Below are 16,241 nucleotides of genomic sequence, written 5' to 3' on the forward strand. Positions count from 1 at the left end.
GTGCTCGACACGAGGAGGCGCTCATGGTGGGGATCACCGCATTCGACCACGTCGGCGTGACAGTGCACGATCTCGAGACGGCGACGGCGTTCTTCGTCGTCGGGCTGGGCCTCGTGCTCGAGGGGCGGGCGCCCGTGGAGGGCGAGTTCCTCGACACGGTGGTCGGCATGCAGGACGCCCGGACCGACATCGTGATGCTGCGGCCGCCCGGCGGCGGGACCGCCGTCGAGCTCTCGCGGTTCGTCCGGCCCGCACCGCGGCCCGTCCCCGCCCCCGTTGAGGCGGACGAGCCGGGGCTCCGGAGTCTGGCCTTCGTCGTCGACGACCTCGCCGCCGTCCTCGAGCGGCTCGCAGGCGACGGGTACGGGCTGGTCGGCGGTGTCGGCGAGTACGAGGGTGCCTGGCGGATGGCGTATGTCCGCGGCCCGGAGGGCGTCATCGTCGCGCTCAGCGAGCGGCTGGCCTGAGGCACGACCCTCCTCCGCGCGGATCGATCCGTCGCGAAGGGCTGTCCCGCCCGCTTCGATCCGTCGTGAAGGGCTGCCTCGCGTTCTCCGGCAGGTGCTTCCCCGACGGATCGATCGGAGCGTCGGCGATGCGGCCGCGCGCGCGTCGGCGTAGCGTCGGGCCATGGGTGCATGGAGTGGAGAGCCGTTCGGCAACGACACGGCGAGCGACTGGGTCTACGAGCTCGACGAGGCCGGCGACTGGCAGTACGTCCGCGAGGCGCTGGACGCCGCGGTCTCGCCGACGCAGGTGAACGCGGATGCCGCGACCCTCGCGATCGCGGCCGCCGAGGTGGTCGCACGCGGACTCGGCCGGGAGGGCGGTCCGCACGCCGAGACGATCGCGCACTTCGTGCAGCGCGCCGGGCGACCCGACGACGAGCTCGTCGCGCTCGCCCTCGCGGCGCTGGCCGCCGCCGACTCGCCCGGGAGCGAGCTCACCGAGCTCTGGGAGGAGGCGGACCCGGAGGAGTGGCGGGAGGCCAACGACGCGGTGCGGAGCGTGCTCGAGGAGGCCTGATCGCGAGAGTCTCCCCGCGGGCGGCGACGCGCCACTCACGCCGCACTAGCGTGGCGGGGAGCGGCCGGAGCAGGCCGCGACGAGAGCGACAAGGGGCCACGATGCCGGACTTCACCACGGACGACGGGGTCCGGCTGAGCTGGACCGAGCAGGGCGACCCGGCCGGGCGGCCGGTGGTGCTGATCGCCGGGTTCAAGGCGCCGGCGACGAGCTGGAAGCCGCAGCAGGGGCCGCTCGCCGAGGCCGGCTACCGGGTGATCTCGTTCGACCGGCGGGGGCACGGGCTGTCCGAGCGGACGGAGGCCGGCGCGACGATGCTCCGGCACGGCGCGGATCTCGCGCAGCTGCTGCGCCACCTGGATCTGTGCGGCGCGGCGCTGGTCGGCGGGTCGATGGGCGGGAACTCGATCTGGGCGTTCCTGGCCGGCTCCGCGGGAGGCACGGCGGGAGGCACCGACGAGAGCACCGGAGCGAGTACCGGAGAGAGCGCGGACGAGAGCACCGACGAGAGCACCGACGAGAGCCGCGTCGACCGCATCGTGATCGTCGACCAGACGCCCCGGATGCTCAACGGCGACGACTGGCCCTACGGCTTCTACGACTACACCGAGGCGAACCGCGACACCCTCTTCGCGACGACGATCCCGGATCCCGGACGCTGGAGTGTCGCATCCAAGGGGCCGGTGCGGATCGCGCGGCTGCTGAAGGCGCTCGGCGGCGGCGAGCGCCGGGAGCTGACGGAGACCGAGCGGCGGCTGCTGAACGACCACGCGACGGCGGACTGGCGGCCGGTGATCGCGCGGACGAGCGTGCCGGTGCTCTTCGTCGCCGGCCGCGAGAGCGAGTTCTGGCCGGCCGAGCACGCGGCCGCCGCGGCCTCGCTCGCCCCGCGCGGCGACTCCCTCGTCATCGAGAAGGACGGTCACGCGGCGAACATCGAGCAGCCGAAGGCCTTCACCGAGGCACTGCTGGAGTTCCTGGCGCGCTGATCCCGGGAGAACCGACAGCGGCGCTTCAGCCCGGGAACGCCTTGCCCGGGTTGAGCACGCCGAGCGGATCGAGCGCGTCCTTGATCGAGCGGTGCATCCCGAGCACGCGCGGGCCGAGCTCGTCGGCCGCTCCCGGCAGCTTCAGGAGGCCCACGCCGTGCTCGCCGGTGACGGTGCCGCCGAGGTCGAGGCAGTCCTCGACGATGCGGTCGAAGGCGCTCTTCGCGCGGGCCTTCGCAGCCTCGTCGCCCTCGGGCGCGATGATCAGCGGGTGCAGGTTGCCGTCGCCGGCGTGCGCGATGGTCGCGATGACCACGTCGTGGTCCGCTGCGGCCGAGCGGATGCGGGAGAGCATCTCCGGGACCGCGCGGCGCGGCACGCAGACGTCCTCGGTGAGCACCGGCCCGAGGCGCTCCAGCGCCGGATAGGCGAGGCGGCGGGCGAGGAAGAGCCGGTCGACCTCGTCCTGGTCGGTGGCCTGCTCGACCGAGAGCGCGCGGGCGCCGGCCATCAGCGCCTCGACGCGGTCGGCGGCGGTGCGGCCCGCCTCCCCCGGCTCGTCGACCTTGGCCAGCAGCAGCGTGTCGACGCCGTGCGGCAGCCCGAGGTGCTGCCAGTCGTCGACGGCGCGCAGGCAGGTGCTGTCGATGATCTCGAGGGCGGAGGGGATGATGCCGGCGGCCGAGATCGCGGCGACCGCGACTCCGGCGTCCTCGAGCGAGCCGAAGGAGCCGACGATCGCGCGCTGCTCACGGCCCGCGAGCGGGAGCAGGCGGAGCGTCAGCTCGACGATGATGCCGAGTGTGCCCTCCGAGCCGACCATCAGGCCGGTGAGGTCGTAGCCGACGACGCCCTTCGCGGTGCGGCGGCCGAGGCTGACGAGCGAGCCGTCGGCGAGGACGACCTTCATGCCGAGGACGTAGTCGCGGGTGACGCCGTACTTCACGCAGCAGATGCCGCCGGCGTTCGTGGCGGCGTTGCCGCCGATGGTCGAGATGGCGGAGCTGGCCGGGTCCGGCGGGTACCAGAGTCCGGCCTCGGCGACGGCCGCCCGCAGCGCGTCGTTGATCACGCCGGGCTGAGCGACGACGAAGCGCTCGTCGGCGTCGATCTCGAGGACGGCGTCCATCCGCTCGAGCGAGACGACGAGGCAGCCGGCGAGCGCGTTGGCGCCGCCGGAGAGGCCGGTGCCGGCTCCGCGCGGGACGACGCTCAGACCCGCGCGGGCGGCGAGGCGGACGGCGTGCGCCACGTCCTCCGCGCTCTCGGCGAGGACGACCGCCAGCGGCAGCCCGGAGGGCGCCCACTCGGCGTCGTCGTGGCGGTAGGCCTCGAGGACGTCGGCGTCGGTGAGGACGAGGTCGCCGAGCAGCTCGCGCAGATCGGCGAGCACGCGGTCCCCGGCCGCTGGCCCGTCCTGGGTCCGCTCGTGATCCTGGGTCTGCATCGGCACCGTCTCCACGACGGACGAACCTACACCCGGCGCCTGCGCGGCCTGCGGCTCACCGGGCCCTCACGCGTCGAGCCCGGTGATCAGGGCGCGGTGGAAGAGCTCGCCGCGCTCGAGGGCCGCGATGTCGGCGTGCTCGTCGACGCCGTGGATCCCGGCGCGCTGCTCCTTCGTCATCAGGAGCGGTGCGAAGCGATACACCGCGGGGGCGAAGCGGTGCAGGTGGCGCGAGTCGGTCGCCGCGTTGATGACGTAGGGGACGACCGCCGCCTCGGGGTGCGAGACGGCCAGCGCCGCCCGCAGCGCCGCGAAGGGGGCGCCGTCGCTCGGCGACTGCGGCGACGGGTCCTCCCCCAGCACGACCTCGACGGTCACCTCGCGGTCGCGGATCCGCCGGCGGACGCGCTCGGCGGCCCCGGCCGCGGTCTCCCCGGGGGCGAGTCGCAGGTTCAGCACGGCGGACGCCTCCGCCGCGAGCACGTTGTCGGCGGTCCCCGCGCGGAGCATCGTCGGCGCGATCGTGGTGCGGACCAGGGCTGCCGTCTCGCCGCCGAGCGCCGCGAGCACGGGCGCGGCGAGCTGCGGCCGGGCGCCGAGCAGCCGGTAGAGCGCGCCGCGGGCGCCGGGTGCTCGGTCGGCGAGGAGCGCGAGCGCGCGGGCCAGCGCCTCCGGGACCCGGGCGGGGAAGGTCGAGGGCGTGAGCCGGGTGATCGCCCGCGCCAGCCGGCCGACCGCGGTGAGTCGCGGCGGGGCGGAGGCGTGACCGCCGGCGGAGCGCGCGGTCAGCCGGAGCGTGAGCAGGCCCTTCTCGCCGACGCCGATCATCGCGACCGGCCCGACGACTCCGGGCAGCGGCGCCTCGACGACGGCGCTGCCCTCGTCGAGCACGAGCCAGGGAACGATCCCGCACTCGTGCAGCGTCTCGGCGATCGCGCGGGCCGATGCCCCGCGCACCTCCTCGTCGCCGCCGAGGGCCAGCAGGACGTCGCGGGCCGGCACGACGCCGGCGGACAGCAGGTTCTCGACCGCCTCGAGCACGACGACGAGCGGGCCCTTGTCATCGAGGGCGCCACGGCCCCAGACGGCGCCCTCGACGATGTCGCCGCCGAAGGGCGGGTGCGTCCAGGCGGCCGGGTCCTCGACCGGCACCACGTCCAGGTGCGCCATCAGGACCAGCGGGTCCGCATTGGAGTCGCGGCCCGGCCAGCGGTAGAGGAGTCCGCGGTCGGTGATCCGCTCGGGCTCGAGACGCTCGTGAGTCAGGGGGTAGAGCTCGCGGAGCAGCGCGAGCGCCTCGTCGACGCTCTCGAGCTCGGCGGAGACGGTGCGGAGGCGGATCAGGCGCCCGAGCCGCTCGGGCAGACCGGGACGCGGGGCGATGTCGTGCAGGGGGTCCTCGATCCGTCGCGGGGCGTGGGCCCATCGTGGCGCACGGCGGGAGGGGCCGCGTGTTTCGAGCATGAGAAATCACGCAGCGATCTCGCGGCAGGGGTTGCGCCTGGCGCTCGTTCTCGTTGGAATCACCGGATGACCGAAACGACGAACGCCGCCGCCAGTGCCCCCGCGAAGGGCGGAGGGTCGCTGAAGAAGGTCATCACCGGCCCGCTGCTCTTCGCCTTCATCGTCGGCGACACGCTCGGCGCCGGCATCTACACGCTCGTCGGCACGATGGCCGCGGACGTCGGCGGCGTCATCTGGCTGCCGCTGCTGATCGCGCTCGTCATCGCCCTGCTGACCGCCGGCACCTACGCCGAGCTGATCACCAAGTACCCGCACGCCGGCGGCGCCGCCCGCTACGTCGACCGGGCGTTCGGGAAGCCCTACCTGTCGTTCCTCGTCGGCTTCCTGATGATGGCGTCCGGGATCACCACCGCCGCCTCCCTCGCCAACGCCTTCGCCGGCGACTACCTCGGTGCGCTGCTCGACGTGCCGCCCGTGCCGACCGCGATCGTCTTCATCGCGGTGCTCACGCTGATCAACCTGCGCGGGGTGAAGGAGTCGCTGACCGCGAACCTGGTCGCCTCGGTGATCGAGGTCAGCGGACTCGTGATCGTGATCGTCTGCGCCGCGATCTTCTTCGGCGGCGGCAACGGCGACGCCGGCCGCGTCCTGGAGTTCAACCCGGAGGTCGCGCCGCTGCAGGGCGCGTTCGCCGCATCCATCGTCGCCTTCTTCTCCTTCCTCGGCTTCGAGGCCGCGGCGAACATGGCCGAGGAGGTCCGCAATCCCTCGAAGGTCTATCCGCGGGCGCTGTTCGGCGCGCTGATCACCGCCGCCGTGGTCTACCTGCTGATCGCCCTCGGCGCGGTGATCGTGCTGCCGAACGAGGAGCTCGCGGAGTCGACCGGCCCGCTGCTCGACGTGGTCGCGGCCAGCGGCGTGGCGGTGCCGCCGTGGCTGTTCGGCCTGATCGCGCTCATCGCGATCGCGAACGGCGCGCTGCTGTTCATGGTGATGGCGAGCAGGGTCGGGTTCGGACTGGCGTCCTCCGGTCTGCTGCCCAGCGCCTTCGGCCGCGTGCTGCCGAACCGCCGCACCCCCTGGGTCTCGATCGTCGTCGTCGGCGGCGTGACCATGCTGCTCAGCCTGATCGGCGACGTCGGCACGCTGGCCGAGACGACCGTGCTCCTGCTGCTCCTGGTCTTCATCTCGGCGAACATCTCGGTGCTGGTGCTGAAGAAGGACCGCGTCGACCACCCGCACTTCTCGGTGCCGCGGGTCGTTCCGATCCTCGCGATCATCGCGAGCGTCGTGCTGCTGACGCAGCAGACCGGCGTGGTCTGGCTGGGTACCGCCGGCTACGTGATCGTGGGCACGCTGCTGTTCCTGGCGACGCGCTTCGGCAAGAAGAAGCACGCGGAGCAGACCGCGGCGGCGGAGAACGAGGGCGCGGACCGCTCCTGATCGCGGTTCGGCGCCGGAGCCGCGCGCAACATCAGCTGAGAGGGGTGGGCCTCCCCTGTGGGGCGAGGCCCACCCGTCTCAGCTGATGTTGCGCGGCGGGTGTGCGAGCGTGGGGGCATGCCCGTGTCGCTCGCACCGTTCCCGCTCGCCGAACTCGCCGAGTGGATGTCCGTCCAGCGCGCGTCCTACGTCGCGGACCGGATGCGCGCGGGCGACGACGAGGCCGCGGCGTTACGGAACGCGGACGCGAACGACGAGCGGCTGTTCCCGGGCGGAGTGCTCGCACCGGGCCACGACCTGCTGCGGATCCTCGACGAGGGACGCCCGGTCGGCGTGATCTGGGTCGGCCCGCACCCGCAGGAGCTCGAGGGCGTCGCCTACATCTGGGACGTCGAGGTCGACCCGTCGGAGCGCGGCCGCGGGTTCGGCCGCGCGGCGATGCTGCTGGCGGAGGAGCACGCCCGCTCGCGCGGCTACCGGGCGCTTGCGCTCAACGTCTTCGGCTTCAACACGACGGCGCGGGGACTGTACAAGTCGCTCGGCTACGAGCCGACGTCGATCCAGATGCGCAAGGAGTTCGGCTGACCGGACGCGGAACGCGGCCCGGCGTCGCCGCGGGGCCCCGTTCGGGTCCGGTCGGCGACGGACCGAGAGTCGAGTGGGCGCGGAACGGGGCCACAACGGTCCGATGACCGGGGCGGCGGCGGGACACCTCTCGTCGGAGGAAGGGGGTATCGGGAGCACCGCTGTAGGTTGGCAGCCATGTCCGATGACGACGTCCTCGACGCCCTCCGCGCCTTCGTCCGGGAGCGGGAGTGGGCGCAGTTCCACTCGCCGGAGAACCTCGCGAAGAGCATCAGCATCGAGTCGGGCGAGCTGCTCGAGTGCTTCCAGTGGGGCGGGAGCGACCTCCCGGCGGCGGTCGAGGAGCTCGCGGACGTCCTGACGTACTGCTTCCTCCTCGCCGACCGGCTCGGGGTCGATCCCGGCGCGATCGTCCTCGACAAGCTCGAGAAGACGCGCGCGAAGTACCCGGTGGAGAAGGCGCGGGGCCGGAGCGAGAAGCATGACCGGCTTTGAGCTCGAGCGGCTCCCGTTCGAGGCGGACCGGGTGCGCGTGTGGGGAGCCGCCGACCCTCGCCACCGCAACTGGCCCGTCGTGTACGTCCTCGACAGCGCCTCGGAGGTCTACGTCGGCGAGTCGCTGAACGCGGAGGCGCGGCTGCGCCAGCACCTGGACTCGCCGGCGAAGAGCCGACTCGATCGCGTGCGGGTGGTCTTCGACGACACGTTCAACAAGTCGGCCTGCCTCGATCTCGAGTCGTTCCTCCTGCGGATGCTCGCCGGCGAGGGACGTCTGACGGTTCTCAATCAGAACGCCGGCATCACCGACGCCGACTACTTCGACCGCGCGTCGTACCGCGAGACGTTCGACGAGGTCTTCGAGGTGCTCCGCACCCGGGAGCACCTCTTCCAGCGGACCCTCCCGGAGATCGTCAACAGCGACCTCTTCAAGCTGTCGCCGTTCAAGGCGCTCAACCACGATCAGGCCGTCGCCGTCGAGGACATCCTCGAGGGGCTGTTCGCCGACCTCGAGTCCGGCGAGCGGAGCACCGTCGTCGTGCAGGGCGACCCGGGCACCGGGAAGACCGTCATCGCCATCTACCTGCTGAAGCTCCTGCAGGACATCCGCCGGCACGACCCGGAGGAGCCGCTGGACGCCGACTCCGTCTTCAGCGAGTTCTTCACCCCGGGGCACGCCGAGCTGCTCGCGACACTGCGGGTCGGCCTGGTCGTGCCGCAGCAGTCGCTGCGCGGATCCATCTCGCGGGTCTTCACGCTCACGCCGGGACTGTCGAAGGAGCTCGTGCTGACGCCGTTCCAGGTCGGCGAGAGCCACGAGCCGTTCGATCTGCTGCTCGTGGACGAGGCGCACCGGCTCAGCCAGCGCGCGAACCAGCCGTCGGGGCCGCTCAACCGGAAGTTCATCGACATCAACGAGCACCTCTTCGGCGAGGACTCGCTGGAGCACACGCAGCTCGACTGGATCCGCGCGCAGAGCCGGCACACGATCCTGATGCTGGACACCGCGCAGACCGTGCGCCCGGCGGACCTGCCCGCCCGGGTCACCCGCGGGGTGCTGGCGGAAGCGTCGGCCGCGGGTCGGCTCTACCCGCTCCGCTCGCAGATGCGCATCGCCGCGGACAAGGACTACGTCGGCTACGTGCGCGCAGTGCTGTCCGACGAGCCTCCCGAGCATCGCGAGGACTTCGGCGGGTACGACCTGCGCTTCTTCGACGATCCGAGCGAGCTGCGGCGGGAGGTGGTTCAGCGTGACCTGGAGCACGGCCTCTCGCGCCTGGTCGCCGGCTATGCGTGGAAGTGGGTCACGAAGACGGACAAGGGCGCCTTCGACATCGTGATCGGCGACGAATCGCTCCGCTGGAATCAGACGCAGCGCGACTGGATCAACTCCGCCGGCGCGATCGACGAGGTCGGCTCGATCCACACGGTGCAGGGCTACGACCTGAACTACACCGGAGTGATCATCGGCCGGGACCTGCGCTACGACACCGCCTCGGGCCGCATCGTCTTCGACCGCGCGCACTCCTTCGACAAGAAGGGCCGCGAGAACAACAAGAAGCTCGGCATCACCTACAGCGACGAGGACCTGCTCGCCTACGTCCGCAACATCTACACGGTGCTGCTCACCCGCGGAATCAAGGGGACCTACGTGTACGTCTGCGACGAAGCGCTCCGCGCGCACCTGGCGCGCTACTTCTGAGCGGGGTCCGAGGTCATCAGCTCACCCATCAGTGTCGCCACAGCCGGCGACCTCCTCGAGGATCCGGGTCAGCCAGGTCCTCGCAGCATCGGCTGTCGGCACAACCGGAGTCCGACCACCGACCTCCGTCTCCGCACGAGCGTCCTGATAGGCGGACCCCCAGCCGTCCATGGACCGCAGAGGGAGAGGCGGCCACGGCTGTCGACGTCGCCAGCCGAAGGTCCGGACGCACAGGCTGAGGACGAGCGCCGGATCGGGACCGGCCTCCCACAGCAGCTGCAGGTCGACCAGATCGTGCGCCCGCACGCAGGTGGGGTCGGTCACGGCGTGGAGCTTCTGCGCGATCTGGTATTCGAGACCGACCACCCTGACGGGCCGCAGATCACCGAAGCCGAAGGCGGCCCCGAACCGCACGAGCTCGTCGTCGATCTTCAAAGGCAGGTGTCCGTCCGGCTCCGTCTCCGGGTCGGACACCTCGACGTCGAGGGCACCCCAAGAACTGCCGAGGAAAGCGATCGATACCCGGTAAGGGTGCATCACGTACTCGGGGCGGGTGAGCCCTGGATCGTGGAGCCTGACGGCGCGCACCGTCGCGGTGAACGCCACACGGGGTGGCGCATCCGGGTCGCGGCGCTGCTCGCCCCGGGACGCCGGAACCGCGCCCCACCCCTCGGCCAGACGCGAGCGGAAGTCGCGCTCGAACTCCTCCCCGCGGTCACGGGTGGAGACATCGAAGTCCGAGGTGGCGCGAGTGCCGCGCTCACCGAAGCGGAGCTTCACACCCATTCCACCCTTCACCGCGACGGAGTCGGGAAGCATCTGCGACACGATCAGCGTGCAGAGCATCACCCGTGCACGCGCTACCGGGATCCCCAGCTCGCTCGCCGACTGCGCGAGTCTCTCGTTCAGCTGTGTCACGTTCAGCGGAGGCACCGCCGTCATCGCGCCGCTGCCTTCCACGTCCTGACCTCCTGGTCTTCGACCAGTTCCCGCCGCCCTGCCTCCTCGACCAGGGCGGACCAGCGGTCGGGCGGCATCCGGTGCTCCATGTCCTCCAGCGCTCGCCGAACGGTCGTCGCCGGGACACCCTCGTAGCGGGTGAGCTCGTGGTCGGAGAGGTCGGTCCGGTTCTGCAGATCGAGCCAGTCCGGCAGAGCCCGCCGAACCCGGCGGCGGGTGCCCACGCGCACCTTCGGCGGATTGAACTGCCCGAGTGTCAGCAGATCGAGCACGGACTCCCGATGCAGGAACGCACCCTCCCCCGCGAGCGCGACGGCGATCGCCGGCTGGGTGACCCGGGTCGTCGGCACGTCGCGGTGCGTGTACACACCCTGGCCGTGCGCCCGGAGCGCCCCACGAGCAGCGAGCTTCCGGACCTCGACGGCCGGAACGCCGGCATCCCCCGCCTCCGCGATGGTCACCACGCCGCTCCGCGCGGCGGCCAACTCCCACAGGTCTCTGCGATATCCCATCTCGCCCTCCTCTGCCAAAAGAGTACCGAAATCAGGACTGTTTTGACCGTGGTCGGCCCGGTCAGCGTCATTCTGGCGTGCGCTGCGTGATGGGCAGCGAACGGAGTGGCGTCCTCGGCGGTCAGGGGCCGGAGAACGTGACGGCGGTCGCGCCGCTGGGGACCGCGGCGGCCGCGAGTGTCGCCGCGGCGCGGTCGGCGTCGCTCGTCAGGGTCACGGCGAGGTGGTCGGGGGCGGCGCGGAAGCCAGCGGTGGGGACGGCGGCCGAGATCGCGGACCAGAGGCGCTGGGCGTCGTCGAGCCAGGGGCCCGGGGTGCCGGTGACGAGCAGCGAGCGGTCGGCGCTCTGGACGCTCACGTGCAGGGGCGGGGCATCGGGGAGGAGCGCGGGGGCGTCGCGGGCGAGCGCGAAGGCGTCGTCGGCGGTCGCCTGCTCCGCCAGGAAGAGGCTCAGGCCGCTCACGCGGTCCTCGCTGTCATCGGCCGCGAGGGCGAGGGAGGAGACCCGCGGGTCGTCCCGGAGCGCGAGGGCGGCGGCGATCCGGCCGGACGTGAGGTCCTCGTCGCCGGACACGGGCAGGGTGAGGTCGTCGGCGTCGAGGAGGATCCGCACGTCACCCGTCGGGCGCTTCGCGGCGAAGGCGGCCAACCGCTCGGCGAGGGACGTCAGGTCGGCGTCGGACAGGTCCCCGCGGGCCACGATCTCGGCGCTGACGCCGCCGGTGAACGGCATGTCCTCGACCGTCGCGAGCTCGACGTGGGCGACCGCCTCGTCAGTGGCGAAGGTGCGTGTGAAGTCGGCGCGGAAGGAGTCGCCGCTGCAGCCGGCCAGCAGGAGTACCGCCGTCAGGGCGAGGGCCGCGAGGCCGAACCCGCGCGTCCGACCCTGCCTCATCGCGCCAGCGTACGTCGCAGCTGCGGAGCGCACCGGGAGTGGACGGATCGGCCTCCGCGTGCTCGGTGCGCAGGAGGGCGCATCGACCCGGCGCGGAGGGTCGTCTGGAGACCGTCGAGGCAGCCGTTGGTGACGGATCGATGCGGCGGCAGCGGCGGGGGCGGGGCAGGTCGGGGCCGCCCGCGTCGAGGGCGGGCGGCCCCGGGGGTCAGCTCGTCGAGGGGACGGCGGTGGGATCGGCCGACGGGGCGGGCTCGGCGGCCGAGGTCGAGGCCACGCCCCGGCCGAAGGCCTGGCCCTGCAGGATGGCTCCGAGGTCGACGCCGGTCGCGGACTTGACGCTGTCGAACGTGGCCGTGAGGCTCGCCGCCTGCTCGCGGGCGATGTGCGTGGCCGCGGTGTCGCCTCCGATCAGGGTGATGGTGCCGACGTTCTGGTAGCCCTTCGCGAACTCCGCCATCAGGGACGGCAGTTGGCCGATGAGCTCGCGGCCCAGGATCGCCTCCTGGTTCTCGCGGAGCGCCTCCGCCTCGGCCTGGATCGCGGCCGCGCTCGCCTCACCCTTGGTGCGGATGGCCTCCGCCTCGGCGGAGGCGTTCGCGCGCAGGGCCTCGGCCTCGGCGCCGGCCTTGGCGCGCAGAGCGTGGGCCTCCGCCTCGGCGCGGGCGCTGACCGCCGCCGCCTCGGCCGCAGCCGACGCCTGACGGGCCTCCGCCTGGCGCTGGACGGCGTAGGCCTCGGCGTCGGACACCTGCTGCGCGACCTGGCGGTCGGTCTCGGCCTTCTTCGCTCGGCCGTAGGCGTCGGCGTCGGCCTCCGTCTGGCGCCGGTACTTCTCGGCGTCGGCCACGCGCTTGACGTCGGCGTCGAGCTCGGCCTGCCGGTTCTCGGCCCGCTGGACGAGGACGGCCTGCTCGCGCTCGGCGCGGGCCAGGTTCTCGGCCTGCTCGGCCTCGGCGTTGGCACGGCCGACCTCGGACTTGGAGGCGGCGGTGTTCTTGTCGAAGGCGGTCTGCTCGATCAGGTTCGCCTCGTCGGTGGCGAGCTGACGGGCCTTGACCTCGCGGGCCGCGTTGATCCGGGCGACGTCGGCCTCGCGGCGGACGCGCTCGATCTCCTGCGCGCCGAGCGCCTCGATGTAGCCGTTGCGGTCGGTGACGCCCTGGATGGCGAAGGAGTCGAGGACGAGGCCCTGGGCGAGCAGGTCGCCCTTGATGCCCTCGGCGATCTCGTCGCCGAGCTTCTGGCGGTCCTGCATCACCTCCTCGACGCTGAGCTTCGCGACGACGCCGCGCAGCGCGCCCTCGAGCTGCTCGGTGGTGAAGACGTCGATCGACTGGTCCTGCGAGGCGAACCGCTCGGCGGCGGCGCGCACCTGGTCGGGCGTGGAGCCGATCTTCACGAGGGCGACGCCTGCGAGGTGGATCGTGACGCCGTTCTTGGTCTGCGCGACCGGCTCCATCTTGATCTGCCGCGACCGCAGCGAGATGCGGTCGGAGCGCTGGGTCAGCTTGTTGACGAACGCGCCGCCGCCGGTGATGACGGTCATGTTCGAGGTCAGGCCGTCGTCGCCCTTCTGCTTCTTTCCGACGATCACGATGGCCTCGTCGGCCTGCGGGACCTGGTACCAGGCGCGGAAGATGAAGAAGCCGATGATGGCGAGCAGCAGCACGACACCGACGACGATGCCGGCGCCGACGACCCAGAGCAGATCAGAATTCATGGACGAGGGACCCCCTTCTCGGAACCCGCGCGGGGCGGGTTTCTGAGCGATGTACAGGTTCATCGTGGCATGGACGGGGTTCCCGGGCGTCGGCCGGACGGCGGATGCGTGGTCGTTCGCGCGGGACGGGCGGAGGTGCCGGGCGGAGAGCAGGACCGCGCTCGGGTCGCCGCGCGACGAGGCGGATCGGCGCGATCGCAAAGAACGGACGCACGGGCGGGATCGCAGCGAGAGGAACCACAGCGGCGACGAACGCCGGGCGATGCTTCGACTCTCGCGAGCACTTCAGTGCTGGGGTACCTGGACTCGAACCAAGAACAACTGAACCAGAATCAGTCGTGTTGCCAATTACACCATACCCCAATGGTCATCCGGCGGTGAGGCCGGGACCAGGCGGCGACCGGAGTGGAACTCGGCGCCGAGAGACGACAGTACCCTACGGACGCACGCCGCTCAAATCGGCTCCGCGATCGTGCACGGCGAGGGCCTCCGACTCGGGCGCGGCCTCGCCGAGGCGGGCACGGACGAGGTCGCGGTTGATCGCCGAGGCGACCTGCGCGCCGGAGCCCGCGGCGACGATCAGCTGCTGCGGTCCGGGGGCGGTGACCTCGCCGGCGGCGTAGAGGCCGGGGACAGAGGTGCGGCCGCCGGCGTCGACGCGGAGGAAGCCGTCGGGGTCGACCTCGGGGCCGGCCGGGTCGAGGTAGTCGAGGACGGGGACCCAGACCGGGCGGACGAAGGCGCCGGTGCGCGGGATCACATCGCCGTCGGCGAGGGCGACGCCGGTCATCACGGCGCGCTCCCCCACCAGGTCGGCGACGGGGCGGCGCTCGATGCGGATGCCGATCGAGTTCAGGAGCGACTCGTCGGTGTCGCTGACGACTCCGACGCCGTTGGTGAAGACGATGAGGTCGGTCGACCACTGCGAGAGGAGCATGGCGCGCTCGGCGAGGTCGGCGGTCTCGCCGATCAGGGCCAGCGGCTCGCCGGCCTTCTCGTAGCCGTCGCACTCCATGCAGCTGTGCACGGCGGTGCCGTAGTAGGCGCGGAGGCTGGGCAGCGTCGGGAGGCGCTCGGAGAGGCCGCCGGCGACGACGACCGCGGTCGCCAGCACCGAGCGGTCGGCCGAGCCGCGGACGCCCTTCGCGGTGACGACGAACTCGCCGCCGGAGCGCTCGACGGCGGTGACCATCGCGTTGTGCACCTCGGCCTCGTCGTACTGCTCGAGCTCGGCGCGGCCGAGGCGGCGCAGCTCCAGCGGCGAGACGCCGTCGCGGGTGAGGAAGCCGTGCGAGTGCAGGGTCGCCGCATTGCGCGGCCGGTTGCTGTCGAGCAGCAGCACACTGCGGCGCGCGCGGACGAGGTTCAGCCCCGCCGAGAGTCCCGCGGGACCGGCGCCGATGATGACGACGTCGTAGTGGCCGCCCTGCACCTCCGCCACGATCAGCTCCGGGTGTCGGCGAGGCGGGCGAGGCGGGCGATCGACTCGGACTTGCCGAGGATCTCCATCGACTCGAACAGCGGCGGCGAGACGCGGCGGCCCGAGATCGCGGTGCGCAGCGGCCCGTAGGCGATGCGGGGCTTGAGGCCCAGGCCCTCGATCAGCGCGCCGGCGAGCGCCTCCTGGATCGAGGCGGTCAGCCACTCCCCCTCGGGCACGAGCTCGAGGGCGCCGATCGACGCGGCGATGACCTCGCCGGCGTTCGCGGGCAGGCCCTTCAGCGCGTCCTCGTCGTAGGAGAGGGCGTCGGCCGTGGTGAAGAGGAAGCCGAGCATGCCGGGCGCCTCGCCGAGCAGGCCGATGCGCTCCTGGACGAGCGGGGCGGCGGCGTCGAGGACGGCGCGCTGGTCGGCGGTCGGCTCGGTCTCGAGGACGCCGGCGGCGATCAGGTAGGGGATCGTCCGCTCGGTGAAGTCGTCGACCGCGAGCAGGCGGATGTGGTCGCCGTTGATCGACTCGGCCTTCTTGAGGTCGAAGCGCGCCGGGTTGGGGTTCACGTCGGCGACGTCGAAGGCGGCGATCATCTCGTCGATCGAGAAGACGTCGCGGTCGTGGGTGAGCGACCAGCCGAGAAGGGCGAGGTAGTTGACCAGGCCCTCGGGGATGAAGCCGCGGTCGCGGTGGTGGAAGAGGTTGGCGGAGGGGTCGCGCTTGGAGAGCTTCTTGTTGCCCTCGCCCATCACGTAGGGCAGGTGGCCGAAGCGCGGGACGAACGTGGTCAGTCCGATGTCGATCAGCGCGTGGTACAGCGCGATCTGGCGCGCGGTCGAGGGCAGGATGTCCTCGCCGCGGAGGACGTGCGTGATCTGCATCAGCGCGTCGTCGACCGGGTTCACCAGCGTGTAGAGCGGCTGGCCGTTGGGGCGGACGACGACGAAGTCGCTGAAGGACCCGGCCGGGAAGGTGATTTCGCCGCGGACGAGGTCGTCGAAGGAGAGGTCGGCGTCCGGGACGCGCAGGCGCAGCGCCGGGCTGCGGCCCTCGGCGCGGAAGGCGGCGCGCTGCTCCTCGGTGAGGTCGCGGTCGAAGTTGTCGTAGCCGTGCTGCTTGGCGCGGCCGGCCGCCTCGTTGCGCGCGTCGATCTCCTCGGCGTTCGAGTAGCTCTCGTAGAGGTGGCCGGAGGCGAGCAGGCGCTGGATGACGTCGGTGTAGACGTCGCTGCGCTCGGACTGGCGGTACGGGCCGTGCGGGCCGCCGACGCCGACGCCCTCGTCCCAGTCGAGCTTCAGCCAGCGGAGCGCGTCGATGAGCTGCTCGTAGCTCTCCTCGCTGTCGCGGGCCGCGTCGGTGTCCTCGATCCGGAAGACGAAGGTGCCTCCGGTGTGCCGCGCGTAGGCCCAGTTGAACAGGGCCGTGCGGATGAGGCCGACGTGCGGCGTCCCGGTCGGGGACGGGCAGAAGCGGACGCGGACGTCGCTCCCGGTCGCGGTCGTGAACGGGTGCGCGTCGTGGGCGCGATCGGAGGGCGGGGTGAGCTCAGACATACGGGGCGATTC

General features: G+C 72.2%; 15 protein-coding genes and 1 tRNA gene. 7 read left to right on the forward strand and 9 right to left on the reverse strand.

Translation table 11 applies throughout. The annotated features are described in order from the left end of the window. The first annotated feature begins 23 nt into the window (after positions 1 to 23). From MT350_RS17690 to MT350_RS17700, 3 genes are all read left to right on the forward strand, one after another. Positions 24 to 467 (forward strand): VOC family protein, encoded by a 444-nt coding sequence (locus tag MT350_RS17690; protein ID WP_243598621.1) that lies wholly within the window; start codon positions 24 to 26, stop codon positions 465 to 467. Between the two features lie 163 nt (positions 468 to 630). Further along, positions 631 to 1,026 (forward strand): DUF4259 domain-containing protein, encoded by a 396-nt coding sequence (locus MT350_RS17695; protein WP_243616337.1) that lies wholly within the window; start codon positions 631 to 633, stop codon positions 1,024 to 1,026. Between the two features lie 101 nt (positions 1,027 to 1,127). Further along, positions 1,128 to 2,015 carry an alpha/beta fold hydrolase gene (locus tag MT350_RS17700; RefSeq protein WP_243598620.1) on the forward strand — a complete coding sequence of 296 codons (888 nt, stop codon included), beginning with the start codon at positions 1,128 to 1,130 and terminating at the stop codon, positions 2,013 to 2,015. Positions 2,016 to 2,040: 25 nt separating this feature from the next. On the opposite strand, the gene MT350_RS17705 is transcribed toward MT350_RS17700, so the two are convergent. Together MT350_RS17705 and MT350_RS17710 are read right to left on the reverse strand one after the other, a co-directional pair. Then, positions 2,041 to 3,462, reverse strand: a complete 1,422-nt coding sequence (locus MT350_RS17705; RefSeq protein WP_243598619.1) for an FAD-binding oxidoreductase — start codon at positions 3,460 to 3,462, stop codon at positions 2,041 to 2,043. Positions 3,463 to 3,528: 66 nt separating this feature from the next. After that, on the reverse strand, positions 3,529 to 4,926 hold the full coding sequence (locus MT350_RS17710; protein WP_243598618.1) for a M20/M25/M40 family metallo-hydrolase: 1,398 nt from the start codon (positions 4,924 to 4,926) through the stop codon (positions 3,529 to 3,531). Between the two features lie 66 nt (positions 4,927 to 4,992). Between MT350_RS17710 and MT350_RS17715 the strand changes: the two genes are divergently transcribed. The 4 genes from MT350_RS17715 (at position 4,993) to MT350_RS17730 (ending at position 9,154) form a co-directional block, all read left to right on the forward strand. Then, positions 4,993 to 6,369 carry an APC family permease gene (locus MT350_RS17715; RefSeq protein ID WP_243598617.1) on the forward strand — a complete coding sequence of 459 codons (1,377 nt, stop codon included), beginning with the start codon at positions 4,993 to 4,995 and terminating at the stop codon, positions 6,367 to 6,369. Positions 6,370 to 6,486: 117 nt separating this feature from the next. Further along, a complete protein-coding gene (locus MT350_RS17720; protein WP_243598616.1) occupies positions 6,487 to 6,954 on the forward strand; it encodes a GNAT family N-acetyltransferase in 468 nt (155 codons plus the stop codon). A 177-nt stretch (positions 6,955 to 7,131) separates the two neighbouring features. Next, positions 7,132 to 7,449 (forward strand): nucleotide pyrophosphohydrolase, encoded by a 318-nt coding sequence (locus MT350_RS17725; RefSeq protein ID WP_243598615.1) that lies wholly within the window; start codon positions 7,132 to 7,134, stop codon positions 7,447 to 7,449. Further along, complete coding sequence (locus MT350_RS17730; RefSeq protein ID WP_243598614.1) at positions 7,436 to 9,154, forward strand: DUF2075 domain-containing protein; 1,719 nt, start codon at positions 7,436 to 7,438, stop codon at positions 9,152 to 9,154. Before MT350_RS17725 ends, MT350_RS17730 begins: the two co-directional genes overlap by 14 nt. 21 nt (positions 9,155 to 9,175) lie before the next feature. Here MT350_RS17730 and MT350_RS17735 read toward each other — a convergent pair whose 3' ends face one another. The 7 genes from MT350_RS17735 to gltX form a co-directional block, all read right to left on the reverse strand. Then, positions 9,176 to 10,114, reverse strand: a complete 939-nt coding sequence (locus MT350_RS17735; protein WP_243598613.1) for a nucleotidyl transferase AbiEii/AbiGii toxin family protein — start codon at positions 10,112 to 10,114, stop codon at positions 9,176 to 9,178. Beyond that, complete coding sequence (locus tag MT350_RS17740; protein WP_243616338.1) at positions 10,093 to 10,575, reverse strand: hypothetical protein; 483 nt, start codon at positions 10,573 to 10,575, stop codon at positions 10,093 to 10,095. The genes MT350_RS17735 and MT350_RS17740 overlap by 22 nt, the downstream gene beginning before the upstream one ends. Positions 10,576 to 10,747: 172 nt before the next feature. After that, a complete protein-coding gene (locus MT350_RS17745) occupies positions 10,748 to 11,521 on the reverse strand; it encodes a hypothetical protein (protein WP_243598611.1) in 774 nt (257 codons plus the stop codon). A 208-nt stretch (positions 11,522 to 11,729) separates the two neighbouring features. Then, positions 11,730 to 13,244, reverse strand: a complete 1,515-nt coding sequence (locus MT350_RS17750; RefSeq protein WP_123733991.1) for an SPFH domain-containing protein — start codon at positions 13,242 to 13,244, stop codon at positions 11,730 to 11,732. 291 nt (positions 13,245 to 13,535) lie between these two features. Beyond that, positions 13,536 to 13,607: transfer RNA gene (locus tag MT350_RS17755), tRNA-Gln, on the reverse strand. 73 nt (positions 13,608 to 13,680) lie between these two features. Then, positions 13,681 to 14,676, reverse strand: coding sequence for an NAD(P)/FAD-dependent oxidoreductase (locus tag MT350_RS17760; protein ID WP_374204636.1), 996 nt, complete (start codon positions 14,674 to 14,676; stop codon positions 13,681 to 13,683). 11 nt (positions 14,677 to 14,687) lie between these two features. Further along, positions 14,688 to 16,229 (reverse strand): glutamate--tRNA ligase, encoded by a 1,542-nt coding sequence (gene gltX, locus MT350_RS17765; RefSeq protein WP_127887112.1) that lies wholly within the window; start codon positions 16,227 to 16,229, stop codon positions 14,688 to 14,690. Positions 16,230 to 16,241 lie beyond the last annotated feature (12 nt).

Source organism: Rathayibacter sp. VKM Ac-2928, assembly GCF_022815545.1.
GTDB lineage: Bacteria > Actinomycetota > Actinomycetes > Actinomycetales > Microbacteriaceae > Rathayibacter > Rathayibacter festucae.

Bases quoted from the DNA above. Each gene is read 5' to 3' on its own strand.
- MT350_RS17725 (WP_243598615.1), top strand. From the start codon at position 7,132: ATGTCCGATGACGACGTCCTCGACGCCCTCCGCGCCTTCGTCCGGGAG.
- MT350_RS17690 (WP_243598621.1), top strand. From the start codon at position 24: ATGGTGGGGATCACCGCATTCGACCACGTCGGCGTGACAGTGCACGAT.
- MT350_RS17710 (WP_243598618.1), bottom strand. From the start codon at position 4,926: ATGCTCGAAACACGCGGCCCCTCCCGCCGTGCGCCACGATGGGCCCAC.
- MT350_RS17715 (WP_243598617.1), top strand. From the start codon at position 4,993: ATGACCGAAACGACGAACGCCGCCGCCAGTGCCCCCGCGAAGGGCGGA.
- gltX (WP_127887112.1), bottom strand. From the start codon at position 16,229: ATGTCTGAGCTCACCCCGCCCTCCGATCGCGCCCACGACGCGCACCCG.
- MT350_RS17705 (WP_243598619.1), bottom strand. From the start codon at position 3,462: ATGCAGACCCAGGATCACGAGCGGACCCAGGACGGGCCAGCGGCCGGG.
- MT350_RS17700 (WP_243598620.1), top strand. From the start codon at position 1,128: ATGCCGGACTTCACCACGGACGACGGGGTCCGGCTGAGCTGGACCGAG.
- MT350_RS17695 (WP_243616337.1), top strand. From the start codon at position 631: ATGGGTGCATGGAGTGGAGAGCCGTTCGGCAACGACACGGCGAGCGAC.
- MT350_RS17730 (WP_243598614.1), top strand. From the start codon at position 7,436: ATGACCGGCTTTGAGCTCGAGCGGCTCCCGTTCGAGGCGGACCGGGTG.
- MT350_RS17750 (WP_123733991.1), bottom strand. From the start codon at position 13,244: ATGAATTCTGATCTGCTCTGGGTCGTCGGCGCCGGCATCGTCGTCGGT.
- MT350_RS17720 (WP_243598616.1), top strand. From the start codon at position 6,487: ATGCCCGTGTCGCTCGCACCGTTCCCGCTCGCCGAACTCGCCGAGTGG.
- MT350_RS17745 (WP_243598611.1), bottom strand. From the start codon at position 11,521: ATGAGGCAGGGTCGGACGCGCGGGTTCGGCCTCGCGGCCCTCGCCCTG.